Below are 21,034 nucleotides of genomic sequence, written 5' to 3'. Positions count from 1 at the left end.
TGAGTCCGCTGCTTTTTAGTTGGGTTATTGGGCGCGTATGCCGGTCTTAAGCATGGTTGTCCTTGTGCTGGAACTGCCGACGGTACTGATTCGGTGACAGTTCTGTGTGCTGACGGAACAGTCTGGCGAAGAAGCTGGCGTCGTCGTACCCCACTTCATAGCTGATTGTTTTGATGCTCTTGCGGGTGGCGCTGAGCAGCCCTTTGGCGGTTTCGATGCGTAGGCGTTGTAGGTAATGCAGTGGCTTGTCGCCGGTGGCGGTTTGAAAACGGCGCATAAAGTTGCGAATGCTCATGCCGTGTTCGCGGGCCACATCCTCGAAGCGGAATTTATCGGCGAAGTGATCTTCCAGCCACTGTTGGATCTGCAGGATGGTCATGTCGTGGTGCAGCTTCTGTCCGCCAAAGCCGATGCGTCCAGGGGCATAGTTGCGCTGCACTTCATAGAGAATATCGCGGGCAACACCCTGGGCCACACTGGCACCGCAGAAGCGTTCAATCAGATAGATGTACAGGTCGCAGGCCGAGGTGGTGCCGCCGGCACAGTAAAGGTTGTCGGCGTCTGACAGGTGTTTTTCCTGGTTCAGCAGCACCTTGGGGAAACGCTCGGCAAACTCGTTGAAAAAACGCCAATAGGTGGTGGCTTCCTTGCCGTCGAGTAGACCTGCCTGGGCCATCCAGAACACTCCGGTAGCCTCGCCACAGATCGCGCTACCAGCCGCGTGGCGTTGTTTCAGCCAGGTGAGTACCTGTGGGTAGTGTTGGCACAGGGCGTCAAAGTCCCCCCAGAAAGCGGGCAGGATGATTACGTCGGCATCCGCCAGTGCGCCATCTACCGGAATCAGTACATCACTGAAGCTGCGTACGGGTTGGCCGTCCGGGCTGACCAAGTGGATTTCGAAGGTTGTTGTCAGTCCTAAGCCTTGTTGTTTGCCATAGCGCAGGCTGGCCATGTGGAAGAAGTCTTTGGCTTGCATCAGGGTCGAGGCGAGCACGCCTTCGGTGGCAAGAATGCTGACGCGATGCAGGGGTGCTAGTGACTGGATAGGCATAGATATTGTTCTTATTAAGGCTAAGTGGTCATGAGCTGGCTGGATCGTCTTATTTTTTGGCGTGTGTGTCCAGTGTAACCAAGCGTTTGCTTGGCTAAAGTCGGGTTCACTTAAACGTTAGCCCGTCAACAGGTGTCGCCATGATTCCCAGAACGCTTTTCAGCTCCGAGCACGAACAGTTTCGCGATAGCGTGCGCAAGTTTCTTGAGCAGGAAGCTGTGCCTTTCCATTCGCAGTGGGAGAAAGACGGTCACATCGATCGGGCGCTGTGGAATAAGGCCGGGGAGGCCGGCATGCTCTGCTCGCATATTCCGGAAGAATACGGCGGCATGGCGGCGGACTTCCTCTACAGCACTGTGGTGATCGAGGAGGTGGGGCGCCTGGGGCTAACCGGCATTGGCTTCTCGCTGCACTCCGATATCGTGGCGCCGTACATCCTGCATTACGGCAGTGAGGCGCAGAGGCAGCATTACCTGCCCAAGCTGGTGTCCGGCGAGATGGTCACGGCTATCGCTATGACTGAGCCCGGGGCCGGTTCTGATCTGCAGGGCGTGAAAACCACTGCCGTGCTGGACGGCGATGATTACGTGATCAACGGCTCGAAGACGTTTATCACCAATGGTTTTCTGGCAGACCTGGTGGTTGTGGTGGCCAAGACCGACCCGAAAGCTGGCGCCAAAGGCACTAGTCTGTTTTTGGTTGAGGCCAGCACGCCGGGCTTCTCTAAGGGTAAGCGCCTGGAAAAAGTCGGCATGAAGGCTCAGGACACCTCCGAGCTGTTCTTCCAGGATGTGCGTGTGCCCAAGGAAAACCTGCTCGGTCAGGCAGGCATGGGCTTCGCTTACTTGATGCAGGAGTTGCCGCAGGAGCGCCTGACGGTGGGTATTGGTGCGCTGTCTTCGGCGGAAGCGGCGTTGCGCTGGACGCTGGACTACACCCGCGAGCGCAAGGCATTCGGCAAGTCTGTGGCGGATTTTCAGAACACTCGCTTCAAGCTGGCAGAGATGGCCACCGAAATTCAGATCGGCCGCGTGTTTCTTGATCGCTGTCTGGAGCTGCATCTGCAAGGCAAGCTGGATGTGCCAACGGCAGCCATGCTCAAGTACTGGGGCACAGACCTGCAGTGCAAGGTGTTGGATGAATGCGTGCAGCTGCACGGTGGCTACGGTTATATGTGGGAGTACCCAGTCGCACGTGCTTGGGCGGATGCGCGAGTGCAGCGCATCTACGCGGGGACCAACGAGATTATGAAAGAAATTATTGCCCGCTCACTGTAGTCGCGAACTGAATGAAAAACGCCGCAATGCCAATGGCAATTGCGGCGTTTTTGTATGGCTAATCTTGCTTAGGGGGCGGGATTGGGTTGGGTCTTGTGAATTGCCTCGATACCAGCCAGTACCTCTGTAGGGAGCGTCAGCTCGCTGCTGGTCAGATTACTTTCCAATTGTTCCAGGTTAGTCGCACCGATGATGTTGCTGGTAACGAAGGGTTGTGCCGTGACGAAGGCCAGTGCCATTTGCGCCGGGTCAAGACCATGTTCGCGCGCCAGGGCGACATAGCGTGCGCAAGCCGTTTCCGTCTCTGGGTTTGTGTAGCGGGTGAAGCGGCTGAATAAACTAATGCGTGCATTCGCCGGGCGTGCGCCGTCTGCGTATTTGCCGCTGAGCATGCCAAAGGCTAGGGGCGAGTAGGCCAGCAGGCCGCATTGCTCACGGATGGCAATTTCTGCCAAGCCCACTTCGAAGCTGCGGTTGAGTAGGTTGTAGGGGTTTTGAATCGATACGCTGCGCGGCCAGCCGCGTTGCTCGGCCAGATGCAGGAACTTCATCGTGCCCCATGGTGTTTCGTTAGACAGGCCGATATGGCGGATCTTGCCCGCTTTGACCTGCTCGTCGAGTGCCTCCAGGATTTCTTCTATAGGGGTGAACTCGTTGTCCTGGTGGCGGTAGCCGAGTTGGCCGAAGTAATTGGTCGGTCGCTCGGGCCAGTGCAGTTGATACAAGTCGATCCAGTCGGTCTGCAGGCGTTTTAGGCTGGCGTCCAGTGCGGCAACGATATGCGCGCGGTTGTGTTTGAGCTGGCCGTCGCGAATATGGCTGATGCCGTTGCCTGGGCCGGCAATCTTGCTGGCCAGCACCCAGTCGGCGCGGTCGCCACGTTGTTTGAAGTAATCGCCAATGATTTGTTCAGTTTTGCTGTAGGTCTCCGCGCGTGGCGGCACAGGGTACATTTCGGCCGTGTCGATAAAATTCACGCCGTAGGCTTTGGCGCGTTCGATTTGGGCAAAACCTTCGCTGGCGCTGTTTTGCTCGCCCCAGGTCATCGTGCCGAGGCACAGGCTGCTGACCTTGATATCGGTGCGGCCGAGTTGGCGGTAATCCATTGCAAGCTCCTTAAAGTACCTGTTGGCATAATCGTGTTGATATTCTCAGCGCAATCTGCATAATTGCGCACCTCTTTCTGCAGTGGAAGTGATGCGCCGCCTGCCGAAGAATCTTGCCGTATTACGGTCGCGCTGACCCGAGCCCCCGATAGCGCCTGTTTTCGGCTGCCTTTGACCTTGTCAAAGCACGCACTATTCAGTAAGATCCGCCGTCTTATTTATCAGGGCGGCCCCTGAGGCTATAAAGAATGAAAACTTTTACTGCTAAACCGGAAACAGTTAAGCGCGACTGGTTTGTCGTCGACGCTGCAGGTCAGACCCTGGGTCGTCTGGCTACCGAAGTTGCAAGCCGTCTGCGTGGCAAGCACAAGCCTGAATACACTCCGCACGTTGATACTGGCGACTACATCGTCATCATCAACGCTGAGCAGATTCGCGTTACCGGTGCCAAGACCACTGACAAGATGTACTACTCCCACTCCGGTTTCCCGGGCGGCATTAAGTCGATCAACTTTGAAAAGCTGATCGCTAAAGCTCCTGAGCGCGTGATCGAGACCGCGGTTAAAGGCATGCTGCCTAAGAACCCGCTGGGTCGCGACATGTATCGTAAGCTGAAAGTGTATGCGGGCGCTGCTCACCCCCACACTGCTCAGCAGCCCCAAGAACTGAAGTTTTAACGGAATAGTTCATTATGTCGGCGACTCAAAATTACGGCACTGGCCGTCGCAAGACTGCAACCGCTCGCGTTTTCCTGCGTGCTGGTACTGGCAAGATCTCCATCAACAACCGTACTCTTGACGGTTTCTTCGGTCGCGAAACTGCCCGCATGGTAGTTCGTCAGCCGCTGGAGCTGGTTGAGATGACTGAAAAGTTCGATATCTTCGTTACTGTTATCGGTGGCGGTGTAAGTGGTCAGGCTGGCGCAATCCGCCACGGTATCACTCGCGCCCTGATGGATTACGACGAAGCTCTGCGTCCTGCACTGCGTAAAGCTGGCTTCGTGACTCGCGATGCCCGTGAAGTTGAACGTAAAAAGGTTGGTCTGCGTAAAGCGCGTAAGCGTCCGCAGTACTCCAAGCGTTAATTCGCTACCTACGTTCAAGAAAACGCCCAGTTTCCTTTCGGAGCTGGGCGTTTTTTATGGGTGATTATTTGCTCTGCGGCATCATGCCACATCTATGTACGGCCTGATTTGTAAGGGGTTGCGTCCGCTCTGTGTGGGTAATTACCTTGTCAGTAGAGGGGCTTTTCTTTACCATTTGGCAAATTTTTTGCGCGACTCGATTTTTACCTAGTATAGGCCTGACCAACAGGCCATAAAGCTGATGGGAGACGACTGAATGAGCAATGACGGCGTGAATGCAGGCCGGCGTCGCTTTCTGGTAGCGGCCACCTCTGTGGTGGGCGCTGCAGGAGCGGTGGGTGCCGCGGTCCCGTTCGTGGGATCCTGGTTCCCAAGCGCCAAGGCTAAAGCTGCCGGAGCACCCGTTAAGGTGAACGTCAGCAAAATTGAGCCTGGCCAGCAAATGGTTGCAGAGTGGCGGGGACAGCCGGTGTTTATCGTGCGTCGTACTGAGGAGATTCTCAGTAACTTGGTGAAAATCGAAGGCCAGTTGGCTGATTTCGATTCCAAGGCGTCTGTGCAGCCAAGCTACGTTGATCCGAAAACCCGCTCGATCAAGCCGGAAGTGTTGCTGCTGGTAGGTCTATGTACTCACTTGGGTTGTTCGCCTTCCTTCCGTCCGGAAGTGGCACCTGCTGATCTGGGTGCTGAGTGGGTGGGTGGTTATTTCTGCCCGTGCCATGGTTCGCGTTATGACCTCGCAGGTCGTGTGTACAAGGCTCAGCCTGCGCCCTTGAACCTGCCGGTACCGCCGCATACGTATGAGACGGATGCCGTGATCATCATCGGTGTGGATCAGGAGCAAGCATGATGAGTAAATTCATGGAATGGGTCGATGCACGCTTCCCAGCGACCAAAATGTGGGAAGACCATCTCTCCAAGTACTACGCGCCAAAGAACTTCAACTTCTTCTACTTCTTCGGCTCCCTGGCTTTGCTGGTGCTGGTGAATCAGATCGTTACCGGTGTCTGGTTGACCATGAGCTATACCCCGTCGGCTGAAGAGGCGTTTGCTTCGGTCGAATACATCATGCGTGATGTTGAGTACGGCTGGATTCTGCGTTACATGCACTCCACAGGTGCTTCGGCATTCTTTATCGTGGTGTATCTGCACATGTTCCGTGGCCTGCTCTACGGCTCCTATCAGAAGCCGCGCGAGTTGGTGTGGATCTTCGGCATGCTGATCTATCTGATGCTGATGGCTGAAGCCTTTATGGGTTATCTGCTGCCGTGGGGCCAGATGTCCTACTGGGGTGCCCAGGTGATCATCTCGCTGTTTGGTGCCATTCCGGTAGTCGGTGCGGACCTAACTCAGTGGATTCGTGGTGACTACCTGATTTCCGGGATTACCCTGAACCGCTTCTTCGCCCTGCACGTGGTTGCTCTGCCAATTGTTATTCTTGGCCTGGTTGTGCTGCATATCCTGGCTCTGCATGAGGTCGGCTCCAACAACCCTGATGGCGTTGATATCAAGAAAAAGAAAGACGAGAACGGCATCCCTCTGGATGGCATCGCTTTCCACCCCTACTACACCGTGAAAGACATTGTCGGTGTTGTAGTGTTCCTGTTTATCTTCTGCTTCGTGATCTTCTTCTTCCCGGAAATGGGTGGTTATTTCCTCGAGAAGCCGAACTTTGAAGTGGCTAACTCCTTCAAGACACCTGCACACATTGCCCCTGTTTGGTATTTCACGCCGTTCTACGCGATTTTGCGTGCGGTGCCGGACAAGCTGCTCGGCGTAATTGCCATGGGCGCGGCAATTGCTGTGTTGTTCGTCCTGCCTTGGCTTGATCGTAGCCCGGTTAAGTCCATGCGCTACAAGGGCTGGATGAGCAAGATCTGGTTGCTGGTGTTCTGCATTTCCTTCGTAATTCTTGGTGTTCTTGGGGTTCTGGCTCCGACTCCGGGTCGTACGCTGTTGTCGCAGGTATGTACCTTCCTGTACTTCGCGTATTTCATCCTGATGCCGTTCTACACCAGGATGGAAAAAACCAAACCGGTTCCGGAAAGGGTGACGGGCTGATGAAAAAGCATTTTGCAGCACTAATTATTGCGCTTCTGCCAGGTTTGGCTTTTGCATCCGGTGGTGTTGAGCATCCCTTGGACAAGGTTGATATCGATCTGACCGACAAGGTTGCCTTGCAGGATGGTGCGCGAACCTTCGCTAACTATTGCATGGGTTGCCACAGCGCCAAATTCCAACGTTACGAGCGCGTCGCGAATGACTTGGGTATTCCGCATGAGGTTATGCTGGATAACCTAGTTTTTAATGACGCCAAGATTGGCGATCACATGAAGATCGGCATGCAGCCATCTGATGCCAAAGCTTGGTTCGGCGCTGCTCCGCCTGATCTGACCTTGGTTGCTCGTGTGCGTGGTAATGACTGGTTGTACACCTATCTGCATACCTTCTATGAAGATCCTGCGCGCCCATTGGGTGCTAACAACTTGGTGTTCCCGAATGTGGGCATGCCAAACGTGTTGGTGGGCTTGCAGGGGCGTCAGTACATGGGTTGTAAGCAGGTACAAGTGGTTGAGGATGGCAAGAAGCTGTTCGACCCACTGACCGGCACACCGATTACTCATGAGGCTTGTGATCAGTTGGTGGTTGAGCCTAAGACTGGCCAGCTAAATGCTGAAGAGTTCGATGAGAAGATCAAGAACCTGGTGACCTTCCTCGCTTACTCAGCCAATCCAGTCAAATTGCAAAGTCAGCGTATCGGTACCTACGTTCTGCTGTATCTTGCCTTCTTCTTCGTGTTCGCCTATCTGCTCAAGCGCGAATACTGGAAGGACGTGCATTAATTCTTTGCATCTCCGCTGTTGACCTGCGCGCCCCTTTGGGCGCGCAGGTTTTGAACCCTGCCATCCCTGGCGGCCACCCCTACGGGGCCGTCGCCAGCGACGTCAAAAATTGCTCCAGGCAATTTTTTCTGCTTCATATAACTTTATAAGCGAGGAGGACCGCCATGGGCGTGACCAATCGGTTGGCCTGTTACTCCGACCCCGCCGACCACTATTCCCACCGCGTACGTATTGTGCTCGCCGAGAAGGGTGTCAGCGCCGAAATCATCAGTGTCGAGAAGGATCGCTATCCGGCCAGGCTGATTGAGGTTAATCCCTATGCCAGTTTGCCAACGTTGGTCGATCGTGATTTGGCGCTGTATGAGTCAACTGTGGTAATGGAATATCTGGATGAGCGCTACCCGCATCCACCGCTGTTGCCTGTTTATCCGGTGGCCAGGGCGAACAGTCGCCTGCTGATCCATCGCATTCAGCGCGACTGGTGTGCGAAGGTTGATCTGATTCTTGATTCGCGTAGTAAGGAGCCGGCGCGTGCGCTGGCGCGTAAGGAATTGCGCGAAAGCTTAACCGGTGTTTCGCCACTGTTTGCCGATAAGTCGTATTTCCTCAGTGACGAATTGAGTTTGGTCGATTGCTGTCTGCTGCCGATTCTTTGGCGTTTACCCATTCTGGGGATAGAGTTGCCAAAACCGGCCAAGCCGCTGCTTGATTATATGGATCGCCAGTTTGCCCGTGAGGCGTTTCAAGCAAGCCTGTCGCTTATTGAACGTGATATGCGTTAATCCTAGGAGGTAGCCATGAAATCGAGCCGTCCTTATCTAGTGCGCGCCCTCTATGAGTGGATGGTGGACAACGACTGTACCCCGCACCTTTTGGTGAATTCCGAGTTTGCTGGTGTTCAGGTTCCCGCTGGCTTTGCCAGTGATGGGCAGATTGTCCTCAATGTGTCACCCACTGCTGTGCGTCATCTGCATATGGATAACGAGGCAGTTAGCTTTGAGGGCCGCTTTTCTGGTGTGCCGCAAAGCTTATATATCCCGGCGGCTGCAGTGCTGGCGATTTATGCGCGGGAAAATGGCCAGGGTATGGTGTTTGATGCAGAGCCATCAATGCTCGATGATGCGCAGATTGATGATCCTGATGACCAGGATCCGCCTACCGACGAGCCGCCACGCCCCAGTGGCAGGCCTAGTTTGAAAGTGGTCAAGTAATAAAAAAGGCGATCCTAGGATCGCCTTTTTTATTACTTGTCGTGGTTGCGGTGGCTCTATGGGCTATCGCAATCAGTTGGTGTACTGGAACAGTTTTACCACCTTTTGCACGCCCGATACGCTTTGTACCAAGCTCGTGGCGTGGTTGGCTTCGGACTGTGAGACCAGGCCGAGCATGTAAACGATGCCGTTCTCGGTGATTACTTTGATGCGCGTGCCGGGTACTGCGCTGTCAGCGAGCATCTGCGTCTTGATGCGGGTGGTCAGCAGTGAGTCGTTGCTGCGTACCAGTAGCGAGGTTGGCTGCAGTACTTGCAGTTCGTTGTGTACTTTCTTTACGTTATTGACTCGGCGCGCAGCCTGTTCGGCCATGGCCTTTAGGTCGCTGCGTGGGGTCTGGCCGGCCAGCAGGACTATGCCGTTGTAGCTGGTGACCACGATATGCGATGTGGGGCTGGTCAGGTCGATGTGCGCGCGCTCAACGTTGGAGCTGACCTCTGGGTCGATGAATTGGTCATCGATCTTGTTGCCGACGCTGCGATTACCGCAGCCGGCGAGGGTGAGGGTCAATGCGAGGGCGGCAAGGATCAGTGGTGAGCGGGTCATTCTTCACTCCCAAACAGTTGGCTGTCGATCAGGTCGCACAGGCAGTGGATGGCCAGCAGGTGGACCTCCTGGATGCGTGCGGTAACTTTCGAGGGGACGCGTATCTCTACGTCCTCGGGAAGCAGCAGTGAGGCCATGCCACCACCATCGCGACCGGTGAGAGCAACCACGGTCATCTCGCGGTCGTGGGCGGCCTGGATGGCCTGGATGACGTTGGCTGAATTGCCGCTGGTAGAAATTGCCAGCAGCACGTCGCCGGGTTGTCCGAGTGCGCGAATTTGTTTGGAGAACACCTCGTTATAGCTGTAGTCGTTGGCAATCGAGGTGATAGTTGAGCTGTCGGTGGTCAGGGCGATAGCGGGTAGGCTAGGGCGCTCGCGTTCAAAGCGGTTAAGCAGCTCTGAGGAAAAGTGCTGGGCGTCGCCAGCTGAGCCGCCATTGCCGCAGGAGAGGATCTTGCCTTCACTGAGCAGGGCCTGGACCATGGCGTTGCTGCCTTGCTCAATAAAGGGAATTAGCACTTCCATAGCCTGCTGCTTGGTTTCAATGCTGGCTTGGAACAGGTGGCGAATACGGGCTTGCATATCCATTGGAGATATAACCTTCAGTGTGGCTTCTGTTCAGGTATCAAAGGCGTTTTGAATCCAGTCCAGTCTCGCCGGGGCTTGGCTGTCAGCGTTTATGGCAATCACATCAAAGCGGCATGGGTGCTTGGCCCAGCGCGATTCTTGTTGCAGGAAATGCTGGGCGGCGCGACTAAGCTTCTCACGTTTGCGCGCATCTACACTTTCAGCTGCGCCGCCCCAAGCGCTATAGCGCCGATAGCGAACCTCTACGAATACTACTGTATCGGCGTCGAGCATGACCAGATCAAGCTCGCCGAGGCGGCAGCGCCAGTTCTGCGCCAGTAGGCGTAGGCCGTGCTGCTCAAGATGCTGCCGTGCTAGTGCTTCGGCAGCATCGCCGCGTTGCTGGGTGCTGATGCGTTCGCTCAATTGATGCGTTCTGGCAGGGGTTGAACTTGGCCGTCACGGAACTCGGCCCAAGGCAGTTGTCGCTCAATGCGTTGCGTCGAGTTCATGCTCAGGTTGCCAGAGAGGCCTTCCAGGTGAGTGTCGGGCAGGGCTTTGAGCTGATTCAGGCGTGGTGCTAGCAGGTAAGCATCGGCCCCCATGGCATACAGGCGGCCAAGGCTGCCACCAGCCTGCGGCCATTGCGTGGTGGCTTGCTGGCGCAGCGGGTCGTTGACGTTCAGTAGCCAAGGCGTTTCGCAGAACATGATGCCGTTCAGGTCGATGTACTGGGCTTGGTTGTAGATGCCGGTAAACAGGTGCGAGGTGGCGTAAACCGGCACATCTCCAGCGTACTGGAAGGCCAGTGTCGGTTTGATTTGCTGCGCTTGCTGTGGCGTCGCCGCTAGAAAGATGAAGTCTACGTCGCGGCGGCGCGAAGGTGCCGCTGCCACTTCGCTGCCTAGGGTGTTCTGTAGGCGTTTACCGCGGGCTTCGCTTTTGCGCAGCTGGAAAAGGTCGGCGATTTGCTGGGCCAGTTCCACAGGCTGGTCAACGTGCTCGGCGGCGATGAGTGTGCCGCCTTTGGCTTGCCAGCTCTGACGGAAGGCGGCTAGTACGCGATTGCCCCAATCGCCAGCAGGTACTAAGGCTACCGCGCGGCGCATGCCATCGTCCCAGGCGCGGCGAGCCACTTCGCGTGCTTCGTCTTCAGCAGCCAGGCCAAATTGGAATAGCTGGGCCGGGCCTTCTTGGGTGTTTTCGCTGTAGTTCAGGGCAAGCGTGGTGATTGGTAGCTGTTCACGGCTGCTTAGTTGGCTGACCAGATTTTTTTCCAGCGGGCCAATGACTAGTTGCGCGCCAGCGGCCTGTGCTTGGGCGTAGAACACATCCATTGAGCCAATGCGTGAGCTGTCAAAAACCTGAATGTTAGGTGGGTTCTGCCCCGCTTGCTGAGCTTGGTAATGCGCTGCTAGGAAGCCGTCGCGCAGTGCGCGGGCAACGCTGGCCAGTTGGCCTTCCAGCGGGAGTAGTAGGGCGATTTCGTGCAGTGGCTCGCTGGAGATTTTTTTCAGTTCTACCAGGGCTTGCGGCAACTGTTGGGCTGCAGGGTGCTGTGGGTTTTTGGCAATCCAGTCGTCAATAGCGGCTTGTTGCTGTTCCAGCGTGCTTGCGCTTTTGGATGCGCGGGCCAGTTCCAGCCAGCCGTCGAGGTCTGCATCGCCGCTGGCTTGTAGTTCATTCAGTGGCAGGCTTGAAACGAGGCTCCAGATGGTTTCATGGTTCTGCGTGGCGCTTGCGCCGTTAAGTAGCGGGGCAATAAAGGCCCGCTCACGCGCAGCGGCTAACGTCTGGCCGTCAGCTTGTAGGGCCTCGGCGCGTACCAGTTGGCTGCGCACTTGCTGTTCAACCGGCAGCTCACCGAGGCGTTCCATGCTCGGGTGGCTCAGGGCGCGCAGGGCGGCTTTGGGGTTGTCGTTGCGCATGTCCAGTTCGGCGCGCAGCGTGCTGGCGTATATCTGCTGGGCTGGCTTTAGATTTTCTAGCTGTACTTGTTCGAGAATCTTGCTGGCGCGGGAAAAGTTCTTTTGTGTGTAAGCCAGGTCGGCAGCCGACAGGCGCAGTGGTGCGGCTTGTTCGTTAGTGCTGTCCGCTGCTTGCTGTAGCAGCTGTTCGATAGTGGCTTGCGGCGTGCGTGGTAGCTCGCCCAGGGTCGATGACGGCTGGTTGGCGCAAGCAGCGAGCAGGCCGGCAAGGCAGAGAGCGGAGATGGGGCGCAGGCAGGCGATCATGTAAGCGTTCCTGATACTTGATCAAATTGAGTGTCGAATTGTACCCAAGCCAGCAGGGTGACGCGATGTTGATGGTTGGAAACGGGCTACAATGCGCGCTTTGCTGATTTTGAGAGGCCTGTGCTGTGACCACTTCCGCTGCTGCGAATTCGCCTTTGGGCAGTCTTTATGTGGTTGCTACCCCTATTGGCAACCTCGATGACATCAGTGCGCGGGCGCTGAATATCCTGCGCAGCGTGGCCCTTATCGCAGCAGAAGATACCCGTCATTCGGCGCGGCTGATGCAGCACTTCGGCATCGGCACACCATTGGCAGCCTGTCATGAACACAATGAGCGTGATCAGGGAGGGCGCTTTTTGGCGCGGTTGCTAGCTGGTGACGATGTGGCGCTGATCTCTGATGCGGGTACGCCGTTGATTTCCGATCCGGGTTATCACCTGGTCCGCCAGGCTCGCGCTGCCGGTGTTGCAGTGGTGCCGGTACCGGGAGCTTGTGCGCTGATTGCGGCGTTGTCCGCTGCAGGTTTGCCGTCGGATCGTTTTATCTTTGAGGGCTTTCTTCCTGCCAAGGCTGCAGGGCGGCGTGCTCGGCTTGAGCAGGTAAAGGAAGAGCCGCGCACACTTATCTTCTATGAAGCGCCACATCGCATTCTTGAGTGCCTGCAGGATATGCAGGAGGTATTTGGCGATGAGCGCCCTGCGTTGCTGGCGCGTGAACTGACCAAGACCTTCGAAACGCTCAAAGGGCTGCCGCTGGCTGAGTTGGCGGTATGGGTGGCGGCCGACAGTAATCAGCAGCGCGGTGAGTGCGTGGTGTTGGTGGCCGGCTGGCAGGCGCCCGAGGGTGAAGAAGCGGTCAGCTCAGAAGCGCTTCGCGTATTGAATCTGTTGCTTGTAGAAATGCCGCTCAAACGTGCAGCGGCCCTGGCGGCGGAGATCACCGGGGTGCGCAAGAACTTGCTCTACCAAGTGGCTTTGGAGCAGCAGAAAGACCTTTAAGCCTTGTTCTATAAGGCGCGTGCCGTTAATCTTGCCGGCGGAGAGTCGATCGGACAGTCGCTGCCGTGTTTCGTTCTGCGAAATGCGGGGGAGGAAAGTCCGGGCTCCATAGGGCGGAGTGCCAGGTAACGCCTGGGAGGCGTGAGCCTACGGAAAGTGCCACAGAAAATAACCGCCTAAGCGCTTCGGTGCCGGTAAGGGTGAAAAGGTGCGGTAAGAGCGCACCGCGCGACTGGTAACAGTTCGTGGCTAGGCAAACCCCACTCGGAGCAAGACCAAATAGGGTTCCATTGGCGTGGCCCGCGCTGGAACCGGGTAGGTTGCTAAAGACGTGCAGTGATGTACGTCGTAGAGGAATGACTGTCCTCGACAGAACCCGGCTTACAGATCGACTCTCCACCTTTCTTACGCTTCATGCGACCGTTTATCCCCCCGCGCTTCACGACCTGAAAATGCCAGCTCTTCACAAAGCACATTAAGTTTGAAGCTCAGCTTCTTGTTAATGCTGTTTTTTGTCTGTTTGCTTCTGCGCGAGCTGTGTCTTTGCATTCGATTTGATGCGCTAAATTGCCGATCTGTAAGGGTTTTTCCGTTCTTGCGTGCCTTGACGGTGGGGGGCGTGCGTTCCTATAGTGTGCGCGGGTGGTAGGAAGTGGCACAAAGTGGGTTTTTTAGGCATGGATAGCTAATAAAAAGGGGAAGCGCAGTCGTGTTTCGCGGAGCTAACGCCATCAGTCTCGACGCCAAAGGGCGACTCGCGATGCCAAGTCGGTATCGGGACGAGCTCGTGTCGCGTTGTGCCGGCCAGCTTATCGTGACGATTGATGCCATCGACCCTTGCCTCTGTGTTTACCCGCTGGCCGAGTGGGAGCTGATTGAAGCCAAGCTTCGTGAGCTCGCCTCTTTTCGTGAAGAAAACCGCCGCCTGCAGCGTTTGCTGATCGGCAATGCTGTTGACCTTGAGTTGGATGCCAGTGGTCGTTTCCTGGTGCCGCCGCGTTTGCGTGACTACGCCAAGCTGGATAAGCGCGCGATGCTGGTAGGTCAGCTCAATAAATTTCAATTGTGGGATGAGGACGCTTGGAATGCTGTGGCCGATGCCGATTTGGCCGCGATCAAGCAACCGGGTGCTCTGTCCGACGACTTACGTGACTTGATTCTGTGACCATGACTAGCAATTTTCGCCACATCACTGTGCTGCTCGACGAGGCCGTCGAAGGGCTGGCTGTGCGCGCGGATGGTTGCTATCTGGACGGTACCTTCGGTCGTGGCGGGCATAGCCGGCTGATCTTGGAAAAGCTCGGCCCAGACGGCCGCTTGCTAGGGTTCGACAAAGATCCCCTGGCAATTGCCACGGGAAATGCGCTAGCGGCCGAAGACGGCCGCTTTGTCGTTGTGCAGCGCAGCTTTGCCGAGCAGGCTGAGGAGCTTGCACTGCGCGGTCTGGGCGGCAAGGTCAGCGGCATTCTGCTGGACTTAGGCGTGTCTTCGCCGCAGCTCGATGATGCCGATCGCGGCTTTAGCTTTATGCATGACGGCCCGCTGGATATGCGTATGAACCCGGATGCCGGTGTCAGTGCCGCCGCGTTTATTGCCAGCGCCGCTGAGGAAGAAATTGCCCGGGTGTTCAAAGAGTACGGCGAAGAACGCTTTGCCAAACGTATGGCGCGTGCCGTGGTGCTGCGTCGTGCGGAGCAGCCGTTCGAGCGCACAGCCGATTTGGCTCAAGTACTGACCGTGGCCAATCCGGCCTGGGAAAAGGGCAAGAATCCAGCTACTCGCGCCTTCCAAGGGCTGCGCATTTATATCAATAACGAACTAGGTGATTTGGAGCTTGGCCTTGATGCGGCTCTGGAAAACCTTGAAGTGGGTGGTCGCCTGGTGGTGATCAGTTTCCACTCGCTGGAAGATCGCATCGTCAAACTCTTTATGCGCAAGCATGCCAAGGGTGAGATGGACAAGCTGCCGCGCGACCTGCCGATTATTCCGAAGGCTTTTGAGCCGCGTTTAAAGTTGATCGGCAAACCAGTATTTGCCTCTGAGGCCGAGTTGCAGGCTAATCCGCGCTCGCGCAGTGCTGTGATGCGCATTGCGGAGAAGCTGCGATGAGCGCGCTCTTCACCAAGCCATTGCCAGGCGGCAGCTTGTTGATGCTGTTGTTATTCCTGGCTGTGCTGGTTTCTGCCGTAAGCGTTTCCTACAGCGCGCATTGGAACCGGCAGTTGCTCAATGACCTGTATGCCGAACTGAGCGTACGTGACAAAGCACAGGCTGAATGGGGCCGGCTGATTCTTGAGCAAAGCACCTGGACTGCCCATAACCGCATTGAGGCTTTGGCCAGCGAGCGCCTAGGCATGCGCATCCCTGATGCGGCTGAAGTGCGCATGGTGGCTCCGTGATCGGTCTTGAGGGCGCACTCTACCCTTGGCGGTTCCGCCTGGTGCTGCTGCTGTTGGCGCTGATGGTCGGAGCCATTGCCTGGCGTATTGTCGACTTGCAGGTGTTCGATCAGAGCTTCTTGCAGGCGCATGGTGATGCACGCAGCGTGCGGCATATCCCGATTCCGGCCCATCGCGGGCTGATCACTGACCGCAATGGTGAACCGCTGGCCGTCAGCACTCCGGTAACCACATTGTGGGCTAACGGTAAAGAACTGCAGAGTGGCAAGGCCAAGTGGAATGAGCTGGCAGCTGCTTTGGGGCAAGAGTCCAGTACCTTCAGTGCGCGTTTGCAGGCCAGTGCTGAGCGCGAGTTTATGTACTTGGTTCGCGGTCTGACGCCTGAGCAGGGGCAGCGCATTCTTGATCTGAAAGTACCTGGCGTATACGGCATTGAAGAATTCCGCCGTTTCTATCCTGCCGGTGAGGTTACCGCGCATGTGGTCGGTTTTACCGACATTGATGACCGTGGTCGCGAAGGCATGGAGCTGGCATTCGATAATTGGCTGGCTGGGGTGCCCGGCAAGCGGCAAGTGCTTAAAGACAGGCGCGGCCGGCTAATCAAAGATGTCCAGGTTGCACAAAATGCCAAGGCCGGAAAGACCTTGGCATTGTCGATTGACTTGCGCCTGCAATACCTGGCCCACCGCGAGCTACGCAATGCGCTGCTCGAGTTTGGTGCCAAAGCCGGTAGCTTGGTTATGGTTGACGTGCGCACGGGTGAAATTCTGGCAATGGTCAACCAGCCAACTTACAACCCGAATAACCGGCGTAACCTGCAGCCTGCAGCGATGCGCAATCGGGCGATGATTGACGTGTTTGAGCCAGGCTCGACCATGAAGCCGTTTTCCATGAGCGCTGCGCTGGAAAGTGGCCGTTGGAAGCCTTCGGATACGGTCGATGTCTACCCCGGTACCCTGCAAATTGGCAAATACACCATCCGTGACGTGTCACGCAGCAGTGGTCCGCTCAACCTCACCGATATTTTGATCAAGTCGAGTAACGTCGGCATGAGCAAAGTCGCCTTTGATATCGGCGGTCAGTCGATTTACGAAGTGATGCAGCAGGTCGGTCTTGGGCAGGATACTGGACTTGGCTTCCCTGGTGAGCGCGTTGGCAACCTGCCGAACTACCGCGAGTGGCGCAAGGCCGAAACGGCAACCTTGTCTTACGGCTATGGCCTGTCGGTAACCGCTGTGCAGCTTGCTCATGCCTATTCGGTGTTGGCCAACAATGGCCGCAGCACGCCACTGTCGCTGGCGCGTGTTGACCGTAAACCAGATTCCGCGCAGGTCATCCCTGAGTCGATTGCGAAAACCATGCAAGGCATGTTGCAGCAGGTGATTGAGGCCCCTGGTGGGGTGTATCGCGCCAAGGTTCCGGGCTATCACGTAGCAGGCAAGAGTGGTACGGCACGTAAGGCTTCCACGGGCCATCGCGGATACAAGGACAATGCCTACCGCTCGCTTTTTGCTGGGTTTGGCCCGGTTAGTGATCCGCGTATCGCCGTCGCTATCGTGATTGATGAGCCGAGTCAGGGTGGCTATTACGGCGGCCTAGTTTCTGCTCCGGTGTTCGGCAAAGTGATGGCCGGTGCTCTGCGGTTAATGAATGTGGCCCCGGATAATCTGCCAGAGCCGCAGACGGCCGTGGTCGAAGTTACTAAAGGAGGGCGTATCTGATGCCTATGCCCCTCAGCCAGTTATTGCCTGAAGCCGCAAGTTCCACGCTGATTCGTGAGTTGACCCTGGATAGCCGCAAGGTGCGTCCGGGCGATCTGTTTCTCGCCGTGCAAGGGACCCAGCAGGACGGGCGTGTGCATATCGCCGATGCGGTGGCACGTGGTGCTGCTGCCGTGGCCTTTGAGGCCGAAGGCGCTGCCGAAATGACGGCCAGCAGCAGTGAATTGGTCGCGATCAAGGGCTTGGCTGGCCAGCTATCAGCCATTGCCGGACGCTTTTATGGCGAGCCGAGCCGTGGTCTGCATCTGGTGGGTGTCACCGGCACTAACGGCAAAACCAGCGTCAGCCAACTGCTGGCTCAGGCGCTGGATCTGCTCGGCGAGCGCTGCGGCATCGTTGGTACGCTGGGTAATGGTTTCTACGGCGCGCTGGAACAGGGTCTCCACACCACGCCTGACCCGATTGGTGTGCAGGCAACCCTGGCCAATATGAAGAAAGCCGGTGCCCGTGCGGTGGCGATGGAAGTTTCTTCCCACGGCCTGCATCAGCGCCGCGTCGCCGCCCTGGCGTTTGATGTGGCTGTGTTGACCAATCTATCCCGTGATCATTTGGATTATCACGGTTCGATGCAGGCCTACGCCGAGGCGAAAGCCGCGCTGTTCGCCTGGTCGGGTCTGCGTTGCCGCGTACTCAACCTGGACGACGCTTTTGGTCGTGAACTGGCCGCTGCAGAGCACGAGTCGCGCCTGATCAGCTACAGCCTGATTGATGCTGATGCTTACCTGTATTGCCGCGACGCGCAGTTCGACGAGCAGGGCGTGCGCGCCACGCTGGTGACTCCGCGTGGTGAAGGCAGTCTGCGCAGTTCGCTGCTTGGTCGCTTCAACCTGAGCAACCTGCTGGCAGTGGTCGGCGCGCTTCTCGGTCTGGATTACCCGCTGGATGAAATTCTCAAGGTGCTGCCACAGCTGCAGGGTCCAATTGGTCGTATGCAGCGCCTGGGCGGTGCTACTTCGGGGCGAGTCAAGCAGCCGCTGGTCGTGGTGGATTACGCGCACACCCCTGATGCCTTGGAAAAAGTTCTCGAAGCCCTGCGTCCGCATGTCAAAGGTCGCCTGCTGTGCCTGTTCGGCTGCGGCGGTGATCGCGACAGTGGCAAGCGCCCACTGATGGCTGCAGTGGTTGAGCGCCTGGCCGATGCGGTGCTGGTGACCGATGACAACCCGCGCACGGAAACCCCTGCGCAGATTTTCAGCGACATCCGCGCTGGCTTCACTAGTCCGGAGTCAGTGCAGTTCGTCCATGGCCGTGGCCAGGCGATTGCCCAGCTGATTGCCGCTGCCAGTGCCGATGATGTGCTGGTGTTGGCCGGAAAGGGCCATGAGGACTATCAGGAAATCAACGGCGTGCGTCAGCCGTTCTCCGATCTGGTCGAAGCGGCTAACGCTTTGGCAGCATGGGAGGTGGCGCATGCTTAAGGCGCTGCGGTTGAGCGAAGTGGCTGCACCATTGGCCGCCCGGGTGATCGGTGCGGACGTGACATTCAATGCCGTCAGCAGCGACAGCCGGGCGATTCAGCCGGGCCAGTTGTTTGTCGCCCTGGCCGGCCCGCGCTTTGATGGTCATGACTACTTGGCTGAAGTCGCTGGCAAAGGTGCAGTGGCGGCACTGGTCGAGCGTGAAGTGGCGAATGCGCCGCTGCCGCAACTGCTGGTCGCCGATACCCGTCTGGCCCTGGGTCAGTTGGGTGCGCTCAATCGTCAGGCATTCAACGCGCCTGTGGTGGCGATTACCGGCTCCAGCGGCAAGACCACCGTCAAGGAAATGCTCGCCAGCATCCTGCGCGAGGGCCTGCAAGGTCCGGTTCTGGCCACCCGTGGCAACCTGAATAACGACCTTGGCGCACCGCTGACCCTGCTAGAGCTGGCACCTGAGCATGTTGCTGGAGTGATCGAGCTGGGCGCCAACCATGTCGGCGAGATTGCCTACACCGTTGGCCTGACCCAGCCGCAAGTGGCCGTGCTGAATAACGCCGGCACCGCGCATGTTGGCGAATTCGGCGGCCCTGAGAAAATTATTGAAGCCAAGGGCGAGATACTCGAAGGCCTGAGCGAAAGCGGTGTGGCCGTGCTCAACCTTGATGATCGGGCCTTTGCCATCTGGCAGCAGCGCGCCAAAGGTCGCCGCGTCAGCAGTTTCGCCCTGGCTAATCCGGCGGCTGACGTTTATGCCAGTGAGCTGGCCTGCGACGCCCGTGGCTGCTCAGCCTTTACCCTGCATTGCGCCAGTGGTCAGGCACGTATTCAGCTCAACCTGCTAGGCGAACACAACGTCGCTAATGCCCTGGCGGCGGCGGCGGCGGCCCAGGCGCTGGGCCTGGCCCCTGCGGCGATCAAGTCCGGGCTGGAAAGTCTGCAACCGGTCAAAGGCCGCGCCGTTGCGCAGATTGCGTCTAACGGCCTGCGAGTGATCGACGACAGCTACAACGCCAACCCGACATCTGTTTGCGCCGCTATCGATATCCTGACCGGTTTCCCAGGTCGTCGCGTGCTGGTGCTGGGTGATATCGGTGAGCTGGGTGCGTGGGCCGAGCAGGGTCATCGCCAGGTCGGCAGTTACGCGCGCAGTAAGGTTGATGCGGTATATGCCGTTGGCCCGCTGATGGCTCACGCAATTGAAGAATTCGGCGCAAATGGCCGGCATTTCGCCGACCAAGCCAGCCTGATCGACGCGCTGCTCGTAGAACAAAGCACCGAGCAGGGCGACACCACCCTTCTAATTAAAGGCTCACGCAGCGCTGCGATGGAAAAAGTCGTTGCGGCGCTGTGTGGCACATTCGGGGAGATTCACTAATGCTGCTGCTGCTGGCGGAATACCTGCAACAGTTCCACAAGGGTTTCGCAGTGTTTCAGTACCTGACACTGCGCGGCATCCTCGGCGTGCTCACTGCGCTGGCGCTGTCGTTGTGGCTCGGCCCCTGGATGATCCGCACCCTGCAGATCCGCCAGATCGGCCAGTCGGTGCGCAACGACGGCCCGCAGTCGCACCTGTCGAAAAAGGGCACGCCAACCATGGGCGGCGCGCTGATTCTCTCGGCCATCGCCGTCAGCACCCTGCTCTGGGCTGACCTGTCCAACCGTTACGTATGGACCGTGCTGGCCGTGACCTTGCTGTTCGGCGCCATCGGCTGGGTCGATGACTACCGCAAGGTGATCGAGAAGAACTCCAAGGGCCTGCCAAGCCGCTGGAAATACTTCTGGCAGTCGGTGTTCGGCCTCGGTGCAGCGTTCTTCCTTTATATGACTGCGCAAAGCCCGGTGGAAACCACCCTGATTCTGCCGATGCTCAAGGATTTCAGCCTGGAGCTGGGCTTGGGCTTCGTGGTGCTGACCTACTTTGTGATCGTCGGCTCGAGCAACGCGGTCAACTTGACTGACGGACTCGACGGTCTGGCCATCCTGCCCACCGTGATGGTCGGCGGCGCGCTGGGGATCTTCTGCTACTTGTCAGGCAACGTGAAGTTCGCCGAATACCTGTTTATTCCCTACGTGCCGGGTGCGGGTGAGCTGATCGTGTTCTGCGCCGCCCTGGTCGGTGCTGGCCTCGGTTTTCTCTGGTTCAACACCTACCCGGCGCAAGTATTTATGGGTGATGTCGGTGCGCTGGCCTTGGGCGCGGCCCTGGGCACCATCGCGGTGATCGTTCGCCAGGAAGTGGTGCTGTTCATCATGGGCGGCATCTTCGTGGTGGAAACCCTGTCGGTGATCATTCAGGTTGCCAGCTTCAAGCTGACCGGCAAGCGCGTGTTCCGCATGGCGCCGATCCATCACCACTTTGAACTGAAAGGCTGGCCCGAGCCGCGCGTAATCGTGCGCTTCTGGATCATCACCGTGATTCTGGTGCTGATCGGCCTTGCCACCTTGAAACTGCGTTGA

22 protein-coding genes and 1 other RNA gene are annotated in these 21,034 nt (G+C 57.4%); 17 read left to right on the top strand and 6 right to left on the bottom strand.

Features of this window, described 5'->3' with window-relative positions; genetic code table 11:
* Positions 1 to 46: 46 nt before the first annotated feature.
* Complete coding sequence (locus VCA57_RS10710) at positions 47 to 952, bottom strand: GlxA family transcriptional regulator (protein ID WP_411185029.1); 906 nt, start codon at positions 950 to 952, stop codon at positions 47 to 49.
* 239 nt (positions 953 to 1,191) lie between these two features.
* Here VCA57_RS10710 and VCA57_RS10705 point away from each other — a divergent pair, with 239 nt between their 5' ends.
* Positions 1,192 to 2,328: an acyl-CoA dehydrogenase family protein gene (locus tag VCA57_RS10705; RefSeq protein WP_411184998.1), complete on the top strand. Its 1,137-nt coding sequence runs from the start codon at positions 1,192 to 1,194 to the stop codon at positions 2,326 to 2,328.
* A gap of 68 nt (positions 2,329 to 2,396) precedes the next feature.
* Here VCA57_RS10705 and VCA57_RS10700 read toward each other — a convergent pair whose 3' ends face one another.
* The gene (locus tag VCA57_RS10700; RefSeq protein ID WP_411184997.1) at positions 2,397 to 3,434 is read right to left on the bottom strand and encodes an NADP(H)-dependent aldo-keto reductase; all 1,038 of its coding nucleotides are present in this window, start codon (positions 3,432 to 3,434) and stop codon (positions 2,397 to 2,399) included.
* A 248-nt stretch (positions 3,435 to 3,682) separates the two neighbouring features.
* Between VCA57_RS10700 and rplM the strand changes: the two genes are divergently transcribed.
* The 7 genes from rplM (at position 3,683) to VCA57_RS10665 (ending at position 8,572) form a co-directional block, all read left to right on the top strand.
* Positions 3,683 to 4,111: a 50S ribosomal protein L13 gene (rplM, locus tag VCA57_RS10695; protein ID WP_090249152.1), complete on the top strand. Its 429-nt coding sequence runs from the start codon at positions 3,683 to 3,685 to the stop codon at positions 4,109 to 4,111.
* Between the two features lie 14 nt (positions 4,112 to 4,125).
* On the top strand, positions 4,126 to 4,518 hold the full coding sequence (rpsI, locus tag VCA57_RS10690) for a 30S ribosomal protein S9 (protein ID WP_090249150.1): 393 nt from the start codon (positions 4,126 to 4,128) through the stop codon (positions 4,516 to 4,518).
* Positions 4,519 to 4,774: 256 nt separating this feature from the next.
* Entirely contained in the window at positions 4,775 to 5,368 is a 594-nt protein-coding gene (gene petA, locus VCA57_RS10685) for a ubiquinol-cytochrome c reductase iron-sulfur subunit (protein WP_411184996.1), read from the top strand.
* On the top strand, positions 5,368 to 6,579 hold the full coding sequence (locus tag VCA57_RS10680; protein WP_411185028.1) for a cytochrome b: 1,212 nt from the start codon (positions 5,368 to 5,370) through the stop codon (positions 6,577 to 6,579). The genes petA and VCA57_RS10680 overlap by 1 nt, the downstream gene beginning before the upstream one ends.
* Positions 6,579 to 7,361, top strand: coding sequence for a cytochrome c1 (locus VCA57_RS10675; RefSeq protein ID WP_411184995.1), 783 nt, complete (start codon positions 6,579 to 6,581; stop codon positions 7,359 to 7,361). Before VCA57_RS10680 ends, VCA57_RS10675 begins: the two co-directional genes overlap by 1 nt.
* Positions 7,362 to 7,525: 164 nt before the next feature.
* On the top strand, positions 7,526 to 8,143 hold the full coding sequence (locus tag VCA57_RS10670; RefSeq protein ID WP_411184994.1) for a glutathione S-transferase N-terminal domain-containing protein: 618 nt from the start codon (positions 7,526 to 7,528) through the stop codon (positions 8,141 to 8,143).
* A gap of 15 nt (positions 8,144 to 8,158) precedes the next feature.
* Positions 8,159 to 8,572 (top strand): ClpXP protease specificity-enhancing factor, encoded by a 414-nt coding sequence (locus tag VCA57_RS10665; RefSeq protein ID WP_411184993.1) that lies wholly within the window; start codon positions 8,159 to 8,161, stop codon positions 8,570 to 8,572.
* Between the two features lie 72 nt (positions 8,573 to 8,644).
* Here VCA57_RS10665 and VCA57_RS10660 read toward each other — a convergent pair whose 3' ends face one another.
* Genes VCA57_RS10660 through VCA57_RS10645 form a run of 4 tightly spaced genes read right to left on the bottom strand, consistent with a single transcriptional unit; the run spans position 8,645 to position 11,981 of the window.
* Positions 8,645 to 9,178 (bottom strand): BON domain-containing protein, encoded by a 534-nt coding sequence (locus VCA57_RS10660; RefSeq protein WP_411184992.1) that lies wholly within the window; start codon positions 9,176 to 9,178, stop codon positions 8,645 to 8,647.
* The gene (locus VCA57_RS10655; protein ID WP_411184991.1) at positions 9,175 to 9,768 is read right to left on the bottom strand and encodes a phosphoheptose isomerase; all 594 of its coding nucleotides are present in this window, start codon (positions 9,766 to 9,768) and stop codon (positions 9,175 to 9,177) included. The genes VCA57_RS10660 and VCA57_RS10655 overlap by 4 nt, the downstream gene beginning before the upstream one ends.
* A 30-nt stretch (positions 9,769 to 9,798) precedes the next feature.
* Complete coding sequence (locus VCA57_RS10650) at positions 9,799 to 10,173, bottom strand: YraN family protein (RefSeq protein ID WP_411184990.1); 375 nt, start codon at positions 10,171 to 10,173, stop codon at positions 9,799 to 9,801.
* The gene (locus VCA57_RS10645; RefSeq protein WP_411184989.1) at positions 10,170 to 11,981 is read right to left on the bottom strand and encodes a penicillin-binding protein activator; all 1,812 of its coding nucleotides are present in this window, start codon (positions 11,979 to 11,981) and stop codon (positions 10,170 to 10,172) included. The genes VCA57_RS10650 and VCA57_RS10645 overlap by 4 nt, the downstream gene beginning before the upstream one ends.
* Before the next feature lie 155 nt (positions 11,982 to 12,136).
* On the opposite strand from VCA57_RS10645, the gene rsmI reads away from it, so the two are divergent.
* The 9 genes from rsmI to mraY all read left to right on the top strand — a co-directional run bounded on the left by rsmI (position 12,137) and on the right by mraY (position 21,034).
* Complete coding sequence (rsmI, locus tag VCA57_RS10640) at positions 12,137 to 12,979, top strand: 16S rRNA (cytidine(1402)-2'-O)-methyltransferase (RefSeq protein ID WP_411185027.1); 843 nt, start codon at positions 12,137 to 12,139, stop codon at positions 12,977 to 12,979.
* A gap of 41 nt (positions 12,980 to 13,020) precedes the next feature.
* An RNA gene (gene rnpB, locus VCA57_RS10635) (RNase P RNA component class A) lies at positions 13,021 to 13,379 on the top strand.
* A 309-nt stretch (positions 13,380 to 13,688) separates the two neighbouring features.
* Positions 13,689 to 14,144, top strand: a complete 456-nt coding sequence (gene mraZ / locus VCA57_RS10630; RefSeq protein ID WP_411184988.1) for a division/cell wall cluster transcriptional repressor MraZ — start codon at positions 13,689 to 13,691, stop codon at positions 14,142 to 14,144.
* 2 nt (positions 14,145 to 14,146) lie between these two features.
* A complete protein-coding gene (gene rsmH / locus VCA57_RS10625; protein WP_411184987.1) occupies positions 14,147 to 15,088 on the top strand; it encodes a 16S rRNA (cytosine(1402)-N(4))-methyltransferase RsmH in 942 nt (313 codons plus the stop codon).
* Positions 15,085 to 15,378 carry a cell division protein FtsL gene (gene ftsL, locus VCA57_RS10620; protein WP_411184986.1) on the top strand — a complete coding sequence of 98 codons (294 nt, stop codon included), beginning with the start codon at positions 15,085 to 15,087 and terminating at the stop codon, positions 15,376 to 15,378. The genes rsmH and ftsL overlap by 4 nt, the downstream gene beginning before the upstream one ends.
* 62 nt (positions 15,379 to 15,440) lie before the next feature.
* A complete protein-coding gene (locus tag VCA57_RS10615; protein ID WP_411185025.1) occupies positions 15,441 to 17,099 on the top strand; it encodes a peptidoglycan D,D-transpeptidase FtsI family protein in 1,659 nt (552 codons plus the stop codon).
* Positions 17,099 to 18,577, top strand: a complete 1,479-nt coding sequence (locus VCA57_RS10610; protein ID WP_411184985.1) for a UDP-N-acetylmuramoyl-L-alanyl-D-glutamate--2,6-diaminopimelate ligase — start codon at positions 17,099 to 17,101, stop codon at positions 18,575 to 18,577. Before VCA57_RS10615 ends, VCA57_RS10610 begins: the two co-directional genes overlap by 1 nt.
* Complete coding sequence (locus VCA57_RS10605; protein WP_411184984.1) at positions 18,570 to 19,952, top strand: UDP-N-acetylmuramoyl-tripeptide--D-alanyl-D-alanine ligase; 1,383 nt, start codon at positions 18,570 to 18,572, stop codon at positions 19,950 to 19,952. The genes VCA57_RS10610 and VCA57_RS10605 overlap by 8 nt, the downstream gene beginning before the upstream one ends.
* The gene (gene mraY / locus VCA57_RS10600; RefSeq protein ID WP_397492708.1) at positions 19,952 to 21,034 is read left to right on the top strand and encodes a phospho-N-acetylmuramoyl-pentapeptide-transferase; all 1,083 of its coding nucleotides are present in this window, start codon (positions 19,952 to 19,954) and stop codon (positions 21,032 to 21,034) included. The genes VCA57_RS10605 and mraY overlap by 1 nt, the downstream gene beginning before the upstream one ends.

The sequence above is a fragment of the Pseudomonas sp. genome (assembly GCF_046581935.1).
Lineage (GTDB): Bacteria > Pseudomonadota > Gammaproteobacteria > Pseudomonadales > Pseudomonadaceae > Aquipseudomonas.
This window is presented reverse-complemented; position numbering and strand designations above follow the sequence as displayed.

Excerpts from the sequence above, each read along its gene's own strand:
- VCA57_RS10610 (WP_411184985.1), top strand. The coding sequence starts at position 17,099 with ATGCCTATGCCCCTCAGCCAGTTATTGCCTGAAGCCGCAAGTTCCACG.
- VCA57_RS10660 (WP_411184992.1), bottom strand. The coding sequence starts at position 9,178 with ATGACCCGCTCACCACTGATCCTTGCCGCCCTCGCATTGACCCTCACC.
- ftsL (WP_411184986.1), top strand. The coding sequence starts at position 15,085 with ATGAGCGCGCTCTTCACCAAGCCATTGCCAGGCGGCAGCTTGTTGATG.
- rpsI (WP_090249150.1), top strand. The coding sequence starts at position 4,126 with ATGTCGGCGACTCAAAATTACGGCACTGGCCGTCGCAAGACTGCAACC.
- VCA57_RS10680 (WP_411185028.1), top strand. The coding sequence starts at position 5,368 with ATGAGTAAATTCATGGAATGGGTCGATGCACGCTTCCCAGCGACCAAA.
- rsmH (WP_411184987.1), top strand. The coding sequence starts at position 14,147 with ATGACTAGCAATTTTCGCCACATCACTGTGCTGCTCGACGAGGCCGTC.
- VCA57_RS10605 (WP_411184984.1), top strand. The coding sequence starts at position 18,570 with ATGCTTAAGGCGCTGCGGTTGAGCGAAGTGGCTGCACCATTGGCCGCC.
- VCA57_RS10705 (WP_411184998.1), top strand. The coding sequence starts at position 1,192 with ATGATTCCCAGAACGCTTTTCAGCTCCGAGCACGAACAGTTTCGCGAT.
- VCA57_RS10615 (WP_411185025.1), top strand. The coding sequence starts at position 15,441 with ATGGTCGGAGCCATTGCCTGGCGTATTGTCGACTTGCAGGTGTTCGAT.
- VCA57_RS10700 (WP_411184997.1), bottom strand. The coding sequence starts at position 3,434 with ATGGATTACCGCCAACTCGGCCGCACCGATATCAAGGTCAGCAGCCTG.
- mraY (WP_397492708.1), top strand. The coding sequence starts at position 19,952 with ATGCTGCTGCTGCTGGCGGAATACCTGCAACAGTTCCACAAGGGTTTC.
- petA (WP_411184996.1), top strand. The coding sequence starts at position 4,775 with ATGAGCAATGACGGCGTGAATGCAGGCCGGCGTCGCTTTCTGGTAGCG.
- VCA57_RS10670 (WP_411184994.1), top strand. The coding sequence starts at position 7,526 with ATGGGCGTGACCAATCGGTTGGCCTGTTACTCCGACCCCGCCGACCAC.
- VCA57_RS10710 (WP_411185029.1), bottom strand. The coding sequence starts at position 952 with ATGGCCAGCCTGCGCTATGGCAAACAACAAGGCTTAGGACTGACAACA.
- VCA57_RS10655 (WP_411184991.1), bottom strand. The coding sequence starts at position 9,768 with ATGGATATGCAAGCCCGTATTCGCCACCTGTTCCAAGCCAGCATTGAA.
- rplM (WP_090249152.1), top strand. The coding sequence starts at position 3,683 with ATGAAAACTTTTACTGCTAAACCGGAAACAGTTAAGCGCGACTGGTTT.
- VCA57_RS10675 (WP_411184995.1), top strand. The coding sequence starts at position 6,579 with ATGAAAAAGCATTTTGCAGCACTAATTATTGCGCTTCTGCCAGGTTTG.
- VCA57_RS10645 (WP_411184989.1), bottom strand. The coding sequence starts at position 11,981 with ATGATCGCCTGCCTGCGCCCCATCTCCGCTCTCTGCCTTGCCGGCCTG.
- VCA57_RS10665 (WP_411184993.1), top strand. The coding sequence starts at position 8,159 with ATGAAATCGAGCCGTCCTTATCTAGTGCGCGCCCTCTATGAGTGGATG.